This window comes from Acinetobacter sp. YH12201 (assembly GCF_013418145.1).
Lineage (GTDB): Bacteria > Pseudomonadota > Gammaproteobacteria > Pseudomonadales > Moraxellaceae > Acinetobacter.
The window spans coordinates 1-13,569 of record NZ_VPCP01000081.1 but is presented as its reverse complement, the minus strand read 5'-3'; the positions used below and the strand labels follow the sequence as shown (position 1 = coordinate 13,569).

Genomic DNA, 13,569 nt, shown 5'->3' with positions numbered 1-13,569 from the left:
AAATGCCTTTGTGCACTGGAAAATGGGATGTTTACCATCGGTTGGATAATGGGAGCCGGATGAGCTGAGAGGTTCATGTCCGGTTCTGCGAGGGGCTAAGGGTGAAATTCCCTTGGTCTACTCACCCACTGCTACTTTACAGCAGGGCTATGAAATTGCAAAAGATGAAATTGATGCATTATCTGATGAAGCGAGTGAGCGTGTTAAAGAGAGTATCCAAGAGAAAATAGCAAGTCATGAAGCAGAGAAAAAGACTCTAGCTGAATTTAAAAGGCATTTAGCCGAAACTGTCGAAAAACTTGATAGACCTTTAGTTTTCATTATTGATGAGCTAGATCGCTGTCGGCCTGATTTTGCAATTCGATTGATTGAGCGTATTAAACATTTTTTTGATATTCCTAAAATTGTGTTTGTTCTAGTGATGGATAAATCTCAATTTTCTAAAGTTGTTTGCCATAATTATGGCTATGATGAAACACTTGGTGAAGAGTATCTAGATAAGTTTGTTGATTTTACAGTGAGATTAAATTCATTATCTCCTGACCTCATTGATAATTTGGAGATAAATATATTTAATATTTTTGAGCATTTAGGGATAGATTTAAACCATCAAAATCTTGAGGGTTGTATAGAACTTATAGATTTTTACGTAGGAGAAAAAGAATTATCTAAGAGAGTAATTTCAAAATTAGCAAGTCAGTTTGCATTACTCTATTCTGATAGTTTTGATAGTTATAAAAATCAATTATTGATAATGTTTTTATTAAATCCTACATTTCTTTTAAAAAGTAATACTTCTTTGGAGTTACTTAAAACTTTATTAGATCAAATGGATAATTATATTCAGTTGAATAAAGATGATTTTGAAAAATACCATAGGGAAAATTATAGGGCTGATACCCATACTACAGTATTAATGAGAAAAGCAAATTTCTTTCAAGACGAACTTGGAATCTTAATTTTTATTCAATTAGTTGAATATTATGAGCAGTTGGTTAACTCACAGAAAAGGTTTAGCGTTGTATCAGTCCGAAACCTTAGACTAACTGATAATAAAGATTTTCATAGTGGTTGGAAGAACTATATATTCGGAGGAATTTGATTTTTCAAAAATGCTCTTAATAAGTCAATATCCTCAGTCTGCAACTGTTCACGCATCTTTAAAAACTGCTTTTCATCTAGCTCATAAAGCTTAAGGGAAAGCAGTTTTTCAATATCTTCTTCAGGAAAACGGTATTTAATAATTTTTGCAGGCACACCACCGACCACGGCATAAGGTGGTACGTCTTTGGTGACGACAGCACCTGTTGCAACTACTGCACCTTCGCCCAGCTTCACGCCTTGCATAATCATGGCACGTGAGCCAATCCAGCAGCCATCACCAATCACGGTGTTACCAGCAGGGACAAAACTACGGGTATCAAATGGAAATGCTGAAATCCAGTCAGTACGGTGTAATTGGTTGCCGCCCATCATAATCACGCATTCTGCGCCAAAACAGACGAAATTGCCGATATAAAGCTGATCGATAGGCTTCTCTGGTGTAGCGGGCTTGTTATGCAGGTAACGCACCACACAGCGCTCAAATCCCTGATCCCAATAGGCTGAGTAATAGCTGTAATTGCCCTTGATATGAATGTTTGGATTCTTCACCGTTTTCGAGATGAATTCGAACTCGCACCAGTGATTCACAGGAGAATTAATTAACTTTTCAGACATACAAGAATCATGGGTTAAAAGGACAAGGAATTATACCCAATTGGACTGCAATCGGGCAGGGTTGTAGTCGTGTTAAAAGTCAGGAGATAAAAGCTTAGAGGTTAATTTTAATGGCTTTTGAAGGAATACGAGCGATCACTTTGATTTCGAAGTCAAAGCCAGCGAGCCAGGTCACGCCAACCGCCGTCCAATTCGGGTGAGGCTTTTGTGTAAATATCTGATTTTTAACTTTCATAATGGTTTCAAATTGCTGTTCAGGATCGGTATGAAAGGTGGTGACATCCACAATGTCATCGAAAGTACAACCTGCGGCTGCCAGTGTCTGGCTGAGATTGCTAAAAGCTAACTCTACCTGTTTTTCGAAATTAGGTTCAGGGCTGCCATCCTCACGGCTACCGACCTGACCCGATACAAACAGCAGATCTTCCGATTTGATCGCAGCAGAATAACCATGTTGCTCATATAGAGCATGGCGGTCTTGGGGAAATATCGCAGTTCTAGTCATGTTTATTCTCATTCAATATCTGGTTTAAACGTTGGGTTTTAAAAGCAGCTTTGCTTTTCACATACGCTTCGTATGCAAACATAATTGACATACGTAGCGTATGTCAATTAAAATTTTTGCGATGATAAGGTGATGAAATCAATGTCTGTTCGTGAACAGAAAATGGCGGAAACCCGCAAAAAACTTATAGAAGTCGCACGCCGTGCCTTTGCTGAATATGGTTATGCAGACACATCAATGGATAAACTCACGGCAGAAGCAGGGCTGACCCGTGGTGCGCTGTACCATCATTTTGGCGATAAACGGGGCTTATTTGCTGCTGTGGTCGATCAAATTGATTCAGAAATGGCGGAATATGCCGGGCAACATCTGGGGCAACCTGAAGATCTTTGGGAAGGTTTGATGCTTGAAGGGCGGACTTATATTGAAAATGCGTTAAATCCTGAGTTTCAGCGTATTGTGCTGCGTGATGGACCTGCGGTATTGGGTGATCCTGCACATTGGCCAAGTCAAAATAAATGTCTGCAGTCCACGCGTGAGTGCGTAGAGCAGTTATTGGCAGCAGACCGGATTAAAGCAGTCGATCCTGAAGCAGCGGCTGTATTTCTAAATGGTGCTGCCATGAATGCGGCACTGTGGGTCGCTTCGAGTGAACATCCTGAGAAGGTCCTGCCTGAGGCATTACATGCATTTCAGTTATTTGCATCGGGACTTTTAAAATAAGCTGGAACTCAGCTTTCTGTAGCAGAAGTCTGAATATAAAAAACCCCTCATCAGAGGGGTTCTTACAGCCTAAAATATCTATTTAAAACTTAGATATATTCAACTTTCACAATTTCGTATTCAACTTCGCCTTGCGGAGTAACGATTTTCACTTCGTCGCCTTCGTTTTTACCCAACAGGCCACGTGCGATCGGAGAGTTTACTGAGATCTTGTTGATCTTAAAGTCCGCTTCGTCATCGCCAACAATTTTGTAAGTCTTCTGTTCTTCTGTGTCGATATTTTCAATCGTTACCGTTACACCAAAAACCACACGGCCATTTTGCTCAAGTGTTTTTACATCAATGACTTGGCACGCACCGAGTTTACCTTCGATGTCCTGAATACGACCTTCACAAAAGCCTTGCTGTTCACGCGCTGCGTGGTACTCTGCATTTTCTTTCAAGTCCCCATGTTCACGTGCTTCAGCAATCGCTGCAGTAATACGTGGACGGTCAATACTTTTTAGTTGGTGTAATTCTTTCTCTAGGGCAATTTTGCCTTCAGGAGTCATAGGATAACGTTGCATTGTTGTCCCTCTAAGTTAAATTAAAAAAAATACAGCTGGTTTATAAATAAAAAAAGCCCGCCACCGAGAGGTAGCGGGACTTCTCGGTAACTTAATTAACCTTTGGTAAGGTCTTGCAAGCGGTAAACATCCATCGGCAATTTAATTGCTAAAGCTTGACATACAGCGTCTGCGCCATTCAAGGTTGTTGTGTGATACACCTTACCTTGAAGAGCAGAGCGGCGGATCGAGAATGAATCCTGCTGAGCTTGTTTGCCTTCAGTTGTATTGATAATGAGGTGAATCTCGCCATTTTTCAAGCGGTCAACAATATTTGGACGGCCTTCAGTTACTTTATTCACACGTTCACATTCAATACCTGCTGCTTTAATCACGTCATACGTGCCGCCAGTCGCAAGGATTTTGAAGCCGAAACCAGCTAGCTGCTTCGCAATACCAACAGCACGAGGCTTGTCAGAATCACGTACAGAGATGAATGCATGCTTCACTTCACCTTCGGTTGGAAGGCCAGGTAAGCGTTCATTCGCGCCTAGTACAGCTTTGTAGAATGCTTCGCCGAATGTTTTACCTACACCCATCACTTCGCCTGTCGATTTCATCTCAGGGCCAAGGATTGGGTCAACACCCGGGAATTTGTTGAATGGGAACACCGCTTCTTTTACAGAGAAGTGTTCAGGAATAATCTCTGAAGTGAATCCTTGAGATTCTAGAGATTGACCCGCCATACAACGTGCAGCAACTTTCGCTAAAGATTCACCGATACACTTAGAAACGAACGGTACAGTACGAGACGCACGTGGGTTCACTTCCAGAATGTAAACATCAGTGCCTTTAACCGCAAACTGAACGTTCATCAAACCGATTACGCCAAGCTCTTTCGCCATGGCAATCGTTTGACGACGCATTTCGTCCTGTACTTCTTGAGATAAAGAGTAAGGAGGAATCGAACATGCAGAGTCACCTGAGTGAATACCGGCTTGTTCAATGTGCTGCATGATACCGCCGATCACAACGTCTTTACCGTCAGATACGCAGTCCACGTCAACTTCGATGGCATCATCAAGGAAGTGGTCAAGAAGAACAGGCGCTTCGTTCGATGCCTGAACCGCATCACGTAGGTAGCGTTTCAATTCGTCATCATTGTAGACGATTTCCATCGCACGACCACCAAGAACGTAAGAAGGACGCACCACCAGTGGGTAGCCAACTTTCGCCGCTTCAGCCATACCTTCTTCAGCAGATTTTACGATGCTGTTGTTCGGCTGACGAAGTTGCAGACGTTGAATCATTTGCTGGAAACGTTCACGGTCTTCTGCACGGTCAATCGCATCAGGTGATGTACCGATAATTGGCGCACCAGCTTCTTCCAAAGCACGAGCCAATTTCAAAGGTGTTTGACCACCGTATTGTACGATAATGCCTTTAGGCTTCTCGACACGCACGATTTCAAGTACATCTTCAAGGGTAATCGGTTCGAAGTACAAACGATCAGAAGTGTCGTAGTCAGTTGAAACCGTTTCAGGGTTACAGTTCACCATGATGGTTTCATAACCGTCTTCACGCATGGCAAGGGCAGCGTGTACACAGCAGTAATCGAACTCGATACCTTGACCAATACGGTTAGGACCGCCACCGATGACCATGATCTTGTCGCGAGTTGAAGGATTCGCTTCACATTCTTCATCGTAAGTTGAGTACATGTACGCTGTATCAGATTCGAATTCAGCGGCACAGGTATCTACACGTTTGTAAACTGGAGTCACACCCAGGTTCCAACGGTGTTTACGGAATTGTTTTTGTGAAATGCCCATCAAGCCAGCGATACGAAGATCTGACAAACCTTTACGTTTAAATGCACGGATATTGTCGGCATTTAAGTCACCAAAACCTAAAGTTTTGATTTGGTTTTCAGTTTTGATGATGTCTTCGATCTGGATCAAGAACCAGCGGTCAATATTTGTTGCAGCAAATACTTCGTCCAGGGTGAAACCATGACGGAATGCATCGCCTACGTACCAGATACGCTCAGGACCTGGAACTTTAAGTTCTTGCAGGATCTTTTCTTTCGCGCCTTCAGTACCCACTTCGATTTTTTCATCAAAGCCGCAAGCACCCACTTCAAGACCACGAAGCGCTTTTTGCATAGACTCTTGGAAGTTACGACCAATCGCCATAACTTCACCTACAGATTTCATCTGCGTGGTTAAAGTTGCGTCCGCTTGTGGGAATTTCTCGAAGTTGAAACGAGGAATCTTGGTAACAACGTAGTCAATTGCAGGTTCGAATGATGCAGGTGTTGTACCGCCAGTGATGTCGTTTTTCAACTCATCAAGGGTGTAACCCACAGCCAATTTCGCAGCAATTTTCGCAATCGGGAAACCAGTTGCTTTAGATGCCAATGCAGATGAACGAGAAACACGAGGGTTCATCTCGATCACAACCATACGGCCGTCTTTCGGGTTAATACCGAACTGAACGTTCGAACCACCAGTTTCAACACCAATTTCACGAAGTACAGCTAAAGAAGCGTTACGCAGTAACTGGAATTCTTTGTCTGTAAGCGTTTGAGCAGGAGCAACAGTGATTGAGTCACCTGTGTGCACGCCCATTGGATCAAAGTTTTCGATTGTACATACAATGATACAGTTGTCGTTTTTGTCACGAACAACTTCCATCTCGTACTCTTTCCAGCCAATGAGTGATTCATCAATCAATAACTGTTTAGTTGGAGAAAGATCGAAACCGCGTTCACAGATTTCAATGAATTCTTCACGGTTATACGCGATACCGCCACCAGAACCACCCATGGTGAATGATGGACGGATAATCACTGGGAAGCCGAAACGTGCTTGAATTTCAAGCGCGTGTTCCATTGACTCAGCAACATCAGCTTTTGGACATTCAAGACCAATTTTACGCATTGCCTGGTCGAAGAGTTTACGGTCTTCAGCTTTTTCGATCGCTTCTTTGGTCGCACCGATCAATTCAACATTGTATTTTTCTAAAATGCCGTGCTCGTCTAGGGCAAGGGCACAGTTCAATGCAGTTTGACCGCCCATGGTTGGAAGAACTGCATCTGGGCGTTCTTTCTCAATGATTGCAGCTACAGTTTGCCAGGTAATTGGCTCGATGTAAGTTGCATCTGCCATAGCAGGGTCAGTCATGATGGTCGCTGGGTTAGAGTTGACCAAAATAACACGGTAGCCTTCTTCACGAAGTGCTTTACACGCTTGCGCGCCTGAATAGTCAAACTCACATGCCTGACCGATCACAATCGGACCTGCACCGATAATTAAGATGCTTTTAATGTCTGTACGTTTAGCCATGATGCTTCCTTAATTACTTCTTAGATGCTTCGATAAGTTCGATGAAATGATCGAACAATGGTGCGCAGTCATGTGGACCAGGGCTTGCTTCAGGGTGACCCTGGAAGCTGAACGCAGGTTTGTCTGTGCGATGCATACCTTGCAAGGTTTGGTCGAACAGTGATTTGTGCGTTGCTTTCAAGTTAGCCGGTAGCGTATCTGTATCTACTGCGAAGCCGTGGTTTTGAGAAGTAATCATCACTGTACCATCTTCAAGATTTTGTACAGGATGGTTGGCACCGTGGTGACCGTGAGGCATTTTCACAGTTTTTGCACCTGAGGCAAGTGCAAGAATCTGGTGGCCTAAACAAATACCAAATACTGGAATTTCAGTCGTTTCTACAATTGTTTTTACAGCTTCAATTGCGTAGTCACATGCTGCTGGATCGCCGGGACCATTTGACAGGAACACGCCATCCGGATTCAAAGCAAGGACTTTTTCTGCAGGAGTTTCAGCAGGTACAACAGTCAATTTACAACCGCGATCCGCAAGCATACGTAAGATGTTGGTTTTGACACCGTAATCGTATGCAACAATATGGAATTTAAGTTCAGGTTGAGAGAACCCTTTGCCTAGAGTCCAAGAGCCTTCTGTCCATTCAAAACCTTCAGGGTCGCAGCATTCTTTAGCAAGGTCTAAACCATTTAAACCGCCAAAAGCACGGGCTTTAGCTAAAGCTTCTTCCTCTGTAGCGTTTTCGCCAGCAAGGATACAACCGTTTTGTGCACCTTTAGATCGCAGAATACGCGTTAGTTTACGCGTATCAATGTCTGCGATAGCCACAACGTTGTGTTGTTTAAGATAATCACCAAGTGATTGCTCAGCACGGAAGTTGCTATGCAATAAAGGAAGGTCACGAATGATCAATCCGTTGGCCCAAACTTTATGAATTCGACCTGACTCAGCGTCTTCATCATTACAACCTGTATTACCAATATGAGGATAAGTCAGGGTGACAAGTTGTTGTGCATAACTAGGGTCAGTCAAAATTTCTTGATAGCCAGTCATGGCAGTGTTGAAAACGACTTCACCAGTCGTACTACCCGATGCGCCAATTGAAGTACCTTTAAAAATAGTACCATCGGCAAGGGCTAAAATTGCTGGGGTGCTCAAACCAAAGCTCCTGAAATTTAGGCTGTAAAAAAGCGAGTAGACGAAAAAAAAGGAAGGCTATTATAAAACCTATCCTCCTTGTCTGCTCGCTTGAACTTAACACGGCATTATACGCAGAAATAGCCTTTAAGTCCAACGGCTTTACAGTAAAAGTATGAGATAAATCCCTTGCTTTTTGGCTTAAAGTCTGTTTCTGCATCTATGTATGTAAAATGTAAGCAAATTAGAATTGTCTAACAAATCAAAACTTAAATTTTATCAAAACGGAATACGCTAGAGCTCTCATGTAATAACTATAGGAAAAAAGATCATGACCTTAGAACACAAGCCAACAAAAGCAAAAACTACCTTAAAGGAAGTGGTTGCAGAAGGTGCGGACAAGTTGGAACAGGCATCTAAAGAAGCACAGCAAAAAGTGACAGAAGCGGTGACAGAATCTACTGAGAATGTAAAAGCAGAAGCAAAGGAGGTACAGGCAAATGTTCAAGAGCAGATTCAAAGTTTAAAACAAGACCTTTTTCAGCGTATTGAAACCATTAAAAAGCAACTCAATTTTTCACAGAAAGATTTGGCAGAATTGAAAGAGTTCGTAAAAGCTGAATTTAATGCGGTGATTGAAGACTTATCGAAACTTGGCAAAGAGTTAAAAGACGATGTCGGCCAAATTTCAGTGAAACATAAAGATCATCTGGCTGAAACTTTAAAACGTTCTAAAGAACATACTTTAGATGTGTGGAAAAAGGTGTCAGTGAAGTCGGATGAGGAACCTACTTTAAAAAGCTGACATATAAGTAGACATGTCTACTTATACTGGCGAGGAAGGACCCTATGCTAGTTTTCTTCAGGTACACATTGAAGACATAAAAAAGTGAGGTATTTTGCCTCACTTTTTTACTGTTTGAATATTGCTGCTATGCTCTAGAACTGATGTAGCCAATCACGCTTGTTGTGAAAGTCCGCATTTGGACTGCTGTGTTGCATGGCATAATATTGTTCGCCTTGCGAGGTTTTGAGTACAGCGCTTAAGCCCAGAAACAAATCCGACCATTGCAATTTGTGCTTTAACATAAACTCGGTTAAATCAAGGCTCACATTTAAACCATAATGTGTGCGTTTAAGCTGGTTCAGTTCGATGTCATCGGCGGCTTGAGGCGGCATATCTTCCGGATAGCGATATTCCTCAAACTGATAGGCCTGCCACGCCTGGGAGGGCGACAGATTGATTTCACGATAGAAATCCTCACCCTGTACACCAATAAAAATTTCAAAACAGGTGTGTTCCCATAGGAAATCTTGACGAGGGTAGTCTTGAACCAGTTCAGGCCATTGTATGAGCTGGTTGGGGTCGCGTAACCAGTAGCCCACATTTAAGCTATATGGGCTTTGTTGTTCAATCGCAGCAACCAGGGAGATCGATTGAAAGCGACGATCAAAGGCGCTAAGTTCGTAACTTGCCATAAAATCTGCTTAGTTAGACAAATGAGCGTGACGAACCAAGTTGGATAATTTGGCATTCTGTTTTGCTGCTTTTTTATAAATCAGCGCAATTTTACCAATTTTTTGAACAACTTCAGCACCAGTTTGAGCTGAAAGATCTTCGATTAAAGATGCGCGTTCTTCACGATCTTCCGCTACGATTTTCACTTTAATCAATTCGTGATCGTTTAAAGCGCGGTTTAATTCTTCGACTACAGCTTCAGTCAAACCTTTATCGCCTAGCATAACCACCGGGTTTAATGCATGTCCGATTTGACGTAAACGTTTACGTTCCTGAATAGATAAAGCCGCCATAAAGATAACCTAATTTTAAAAACGGCTCAGTATAACAAATGCCAAGTTTAAACGCTTTATATTCTGTTGAAATAATCGATTTCAATTATTGAAAAAAACCTTTCAAAGATTGGATTTAGATACAGATGTATACTGCAAGGCCTATGTTTTTCACGTACAATCACCTATTAGAAGTTTTTTATTATTTAGAGAGTTATGGCGACACGCATTACCAACCAGAAGTTGTCAAAAAGTAGTCGAGAGTGGATGCGCGAGCATTTGGATGATCCTTTTGTAAAGAGAGCACAAAAGGAAGGTTATCGTGCGCGTGCTGCTTATAAGCTTCTTGAAATTCAAGAAAAATACAAAATTATTAAACCAGGCATGACTGTGGTTGACCTGGGTGCGGCACCCGGCAGTTGGTCACAAATTGCCGGTAAATTAGTCGGTGACAAAGGCTTGTTGATTGCCTCCGACATTTTACCTATGGATGCCTTGCCGGATGTGACCTTCCTGCAAGGTGACTTCCGTGAGGAAGAAGTTTTTGAAAAATTGTTAAATATTTTAAACGGAAGGACTGTAGACGTTGTAATTTCGGATATGGCCCCCAATACATCAGGTAATAAGGCTGTAGATCAACCGCGTCAAATTTACTTGTGTGAACTGGCTTTAGATTTTGCCAACAAGGTTTTAGGACCGAAAGGCCAATTTATCGTCAAGGTTTTCCAGGGCACCGGATTTGACGAATTCCGTAAACAAGTTGTAGATAGCTTTGATGTATTGAAGACGGCAAAACCTGCCGCTTCACGTGCCCGTTCTAAAGAAGTATTTTTAATCGGGCAAGGTCGTAAGAAGGCCTCTACATAAAGTTTACTTGCCAAGACGTTAAAAATTGTGCATTTTGTACATTTTTAAAATATTGCAAAGCTGATCTTCAGCTTAAATTAGGGTCACCCATTTTTGGGCATGATCAAATTAGATTGATATGGGAATAAAGCTTTGAGCGATCTCTTCAAGAATGCCGTATTGTGGCTGGTTATACTGGGTGTGCTGATTCTGATTTTCAGTAACATCAGTGACCGCAATCAACCGACTGCAATGAATTATTCAGAGTTTGTTTCAGCGGTGAATGCTGGTCAAATTAAGCAAGTCACCATTGATGGCGAAAGAATTCGTGGTGAAAAAACAAACGGTTCAGAGTTTGAAAGCATTCGTCCCGCGGTTCAAGACCCGGAACTGATGCCAAATCTCATTAAACATAATGTTGTTGTAGAAGGGACTGCACCGCAACGTCAAGGTTTGTTGATGCAACTTCTTATCGCTAGCTTCCCTGTACTTTTAATCATTTTGTTATTCATGTTCTTTATGCGCAACATGGGTGGTGGTGCAGGTGGCAAAAGCGGTCCGATGAGCTTTGGTAAATCGAAAGCCAAAATGCTGTCTGAAGACCAAATTAAAGTCACCTTTAGCGATGTTGCTGGCTGTGATGAAGCTAAACAAGAAGTTGTTGAAATTGTAGATTTCTTGAAAGATCCATCTAAATTTAAACGTCTGGGCGCAAGTATTCCTAAAGGCGTATTGATGGTTGGTCCTCCGGGTACCGGTAAAACCTTGCTTGCCAAAGCGATTGCAGGTGAAGCAAAAGTTCCGTTCTTCAGTATTTCAGGTTCTGACTTTGTCGAAATGTTCGTGGGTGTTGGTGCATCACGTGTACGTGACATGTTTGAACAGGCAAAACGCCATGCCCCATGCATTATCTTTATTGATGAGATTGATGCAGTCGGTCGTCACCGTGGTTCAGGTACTGGCGGTGGTCACGATGAACGTGAACAGACACTCAACCAGATGCTGGTAGAAATGGATGGTTTTGAAGGTAATGAAGGCATTATCGTCATTGCTGCAACCAACCGTGCCGATGTTCTTGATAAAGCACTCCTTCGTCCTGGTCGTTTTGACCGTCAGGTGATGGTAGGCCTTCCAGACATTAAAGGCCGTGAACAGATTCTGAATGTACACTTGAAAAAATTGCCTTCACACACGGGTGTGGATGTCAGAGTGCTGGCACGTGGTACTCCAGGTTTCTCTGGTGCACAATTGGCGAACCTTGTAAACGAAGCAGCGTTATTTGCTGCCCGTCGTAACAAGAACACAGTCGACATGCATGACTTTGAAGATGCTAAAGACAAGATCTATATGGGTCCTGAACGTAAATCGATGGTGATTCGTGAAGAAGAACGTCGTGCTACTGCTTACCATGAAGCCGGTCATGCGATTGTGGCTGAAATTTTGCCGGGTACTGACCCTGTACATAAAGTGACCATTATGCCGCGTGGTTGGGCTTTGGGTGTGACCTGGCAGTTGCCGGAACAAGATGCAATTAGTCATTACAAAGACAAAATGCTGAATGAAATTTCGATTTTGTTTGGTGGCCGTATTGCTGAAGAAGTCTTCATTAACCAAATGTCGACCGGTGCTTCAAATGACTTTGAACGTGCAACCAAAATGGCACGTGCAATGGTCACTAAATACGGTATGTCTGACAAGATGGGCGTGATGGTTTATGAAGATGAAAACCAAAACGGCTTCTTTGGAAATGTCGGTAGTCGTACCATTTCTGAAGCAACGCAACAGCAGGTAGATGCCGAAGTTCGCCGCATTCTGGATGAACAGTATAAAGTTGCTCGTGAGGTTCTGGAAAACCACAAAGAGATCGCGCATGCCATGGTGAAAGCTTTGATGGAATGGGAAACCATTGATCGTGACCAAATCCGTGACATCATGGAAGGTCGTGAACCACAACCACCTAAAGTATATGTTGCTGAAAATCCGGTGATTGATGTAACACCAACAGATGGTCCTGCAACTCCTCCACCATTACCAGCGAGCTAAGTTGGATGGTTAGAAAAAAGAGTCTCAAATGAGGCTCTTTTTTTATGGATAAGGCAGTTGTGTCTGAAAAGATTTCAGACTGTAAAATTGTAGAGTTGTTAGAATAGCCGGATTGCTTGAAGGAGAAATATAATGCAATTGATGCCATTACCTAATCGAATGCTGCAATGTGGTCAAATGAAGTTGGACTTGTCTCAGCCCCACGTGATGGGGATTCTGAATGTCACTCCAGACTCTTTCAGTGATGGTGGAAAGCATAATACCAAAGACCAAGCCATAGCGTATGCCTTGCAGATGATAGAGGATGGTGCAAGCATAATTGATGTTGGGGGGGAATCAACTCGTCCCGGTGCTTCTGTGGTGGAGGTGGATGATGAAATACGCCGTGTAGTGCCTGTAGTTGAAGAATTGGCTAAGCATGATGTCATTATTTCAATTGATACCTCACAACCCGAAGTGATAAAAGCTGCTGTTCAAGCAGGGGCGCATGTCTGGAATGATGTGCGTGCATTAACCCGTCCTCATGCCTTGCTAACTGCTGCTGAGCTGAATATTCCTGTAATTATTATGCATATGCGTGGCGAACCTACCACCATGAATAATTTAGACCAGTATGATGATGTAACCACTGATGTGATTAAAGAGCTACAGCAGAGAGTAGATGATGCAATACAGGCTGGGGTAAAACCTGAAAATATTGTGATTGATCCGGGCTTTGGTTTTGCTAAAAATGCACAGCAAAATTTGAAGCTGTTAAATGAATTTTATAAATTGAATGATATGGGTTATCCAATTTTCTCTGTACACGACAAATTTCATAGGATCCTTGTCCTATCAGGCTTTTTCTTTCTTAAAATTGCTAGCACTTTCTTAAATTCTTCTTTTTTTCCAAAACCAATCAAACGTAGAATAGCCATT

General features: G+C 42.5%; 12 protein-coding genes and 1 pseudogene. 6 read left to right on the top strand and 7 right to left on the bottom strand.

All coding sequences use genetic code 11. From position 1 onward, the window contains the following. Positions 1–112 precede the first annotated feature (112 nt). Entirely contained in the window at positions 113–1,102 is a 990-nt protein-coding gene (locus FTU91_RS13580) for a P-loop NTPase fold protein (RefSeq protein ID WP_180082480.1), read from the top strand. Here FTU91_RS13580 and FTU91_RS13575 read toward each other — a convergent pair. Continuing rightward, positions 1,081–1,719, bottom strand: coding sequence for a CatB-related O-acetyltransferase (locus FTU91_RS13575; protein WP_180082478.1), 639 nt, complete (start codon positions 1,717–1,719; stop codon positions 1,081–1,083). The genes FTU91_RS13580 and FTU91_RS13575 overlap by 22 nt on opposite strands. 94 nt (positions 1,720–1,813) lie before the next feature. Continuing rightward, complete coding sequence (locus FTU91_RS13570; RefSeq protein ID WP_180082476.1) at positions 1,814–2,224, bottom strand: RidA family protein; 411 nt, start codon at positions 2,222–2,224, stop codon at positions 1,814–1,816. A 141-nt stretch (positions 2,225–2,365) separates the two neighbouring features. Between FTU91_RS13570 and FTU91_RS13565 the strand changes: the two genes are divergently transcribed. Beyond that, on the top strand, positions 2,366–2,947 hold the full coding sequence (locus FTU91_RS13565) for a TetR/AcrR family transcriptional regulator (RefSeq protein ID WP_180082482.1): 582 nt from the start codon (positions 2,366–2,368) through the stop codon (positions 2,945–2,947). Positions 2,948–3,036: 89 nt separating this feature from the next. Here FTU91_RS13565 and greA read toward each other — a convergent pair whose 3' ends face one another. The 3 genes from greA to carA all read right to left on the bottom strand — a co-directional run bounded on the left by greA (position 3,037) and on the right by carA (position 7,992). Beyond that, complete coding sequence (gene greA / locus FTU91_RS13560; protein WP_086196278.1) at positions 3,037–3,513, bottom strand: transcription elongation factor GreA; 477 nt, start codon at positions 3,511–3,513, stop codon at positions 3,037–3,039. 95 nt (positions 3,514–3,608) lie between these two features. Then, positions 3,609–6,839, bottom strand: coding sequence for a carbamoyl-phosphate synthase large subunit (gene carB, locus FTU91_RS13555; protein ID WP_166167472.1), 3,231 nt, complete (start codon positions 6,837–6,839; stop codon positions 3,609–3,611). A gap of 13 nt (positions 6,840–6,852) precedes the next feature. Next, on the bottom strand, positions 6,853–7,992 hold the full coding sequence (gene carA, locus FTU91_RS13550) for a glutamine-hydrolyzing carbamoyl-phosphate synthase small subunit (protein WP_180082474.1): 1,140 nt from the start codon (positions 7,990–7,992) through the stop codon (positions 6,853–6,855). Positions 7,993–8,302: 310 nt separating this feature from the next. Here carA and FTU91_RS13545 point away from each other — a divergent pair, with 310 nt between their 5' ends. Further along, positions 8,303–8,776 carry a hypothetical protein gene (locus FTU91_RS13545; protein WP_180082470.1) on the top strand — a complete coding sequence of 158 codons (474 nt, stop codon included), beginning with the start codon at positions 8,303–8,305 and terminating at the stop codon, positions 8,774–8,776. Between the two features lie 134 nt (positions 8,777–8,910). Here FTU91_RS13545 and FTU91_RS13540 read toward each other — a convergent pair whose 3' ends face one another. Beyond that, complete coding sequence (locus FTU91_RS13540) at positions 8,911–9,450, bottom strand: DOMON-like domain-containing protein (RefSeq protein WP_180082469.1); 540 nt, start codon at positions 9,448–9,450, stop codon at positions 8,911–8,913. 9 nt (positions 9,451–9,459) lie between these two features. Next, complete coding sequence (gene yhbY / locus FTU91_RS13535) at positions 9,460–9,783, bottom strand: ribosome assembly RNA-binding protein YhbY (RefSeq protein WP_086199214.1); 324 nt, start codon at positions 9,781–9,783, stop codon at positions 9,460–9,462. Positions 9,784–9,978: 195 nt separating this feature from the next. Between yhbY and rlmE the strand changes: the two genes are divergently transcribed. The 3 genes and pseudogenes from rlmE to folP form a co-directional block, all read left to right on the top strand. Further along, positions 9,979–10,629 (top strand): 23S rRNA (uridine(2552)-2'-O)-methyltransferase RlmE, encoded by a 651-nt coding sequence (gene rlmE, locus FTU91_RS13530; protein ID WP_086196272.1) that lies wholly within the window; start codon positions 9,979–9,981, stop codon positions 10,627–10,629. A 132-nt stretch (positions 10,630–10,761) separates the two neighbouring features. Continuing rightward, positions 10,762–12,651 (top strand): ATP-dependent zinc metalloprotease FtsH, encoded by a 1,890-nt coding sequence (gene ftsH / locus FTU91_RS13525; protein ID WP_180082467.1) that lies wholly within the window; start codon positions 10,762–10,764, stop codon positions 12,649–12,651. 132 nt (positions 12,652–12,783) lie between these two features. After that, positions 12,784–13,446, top strand: a pseudogene (gene folP, locus FTU91_RS13520) (dihydropteroate synthase); the annotation flags it as partial. Positions 13,447–13,569: the final 123 nt, after the last annotated feature.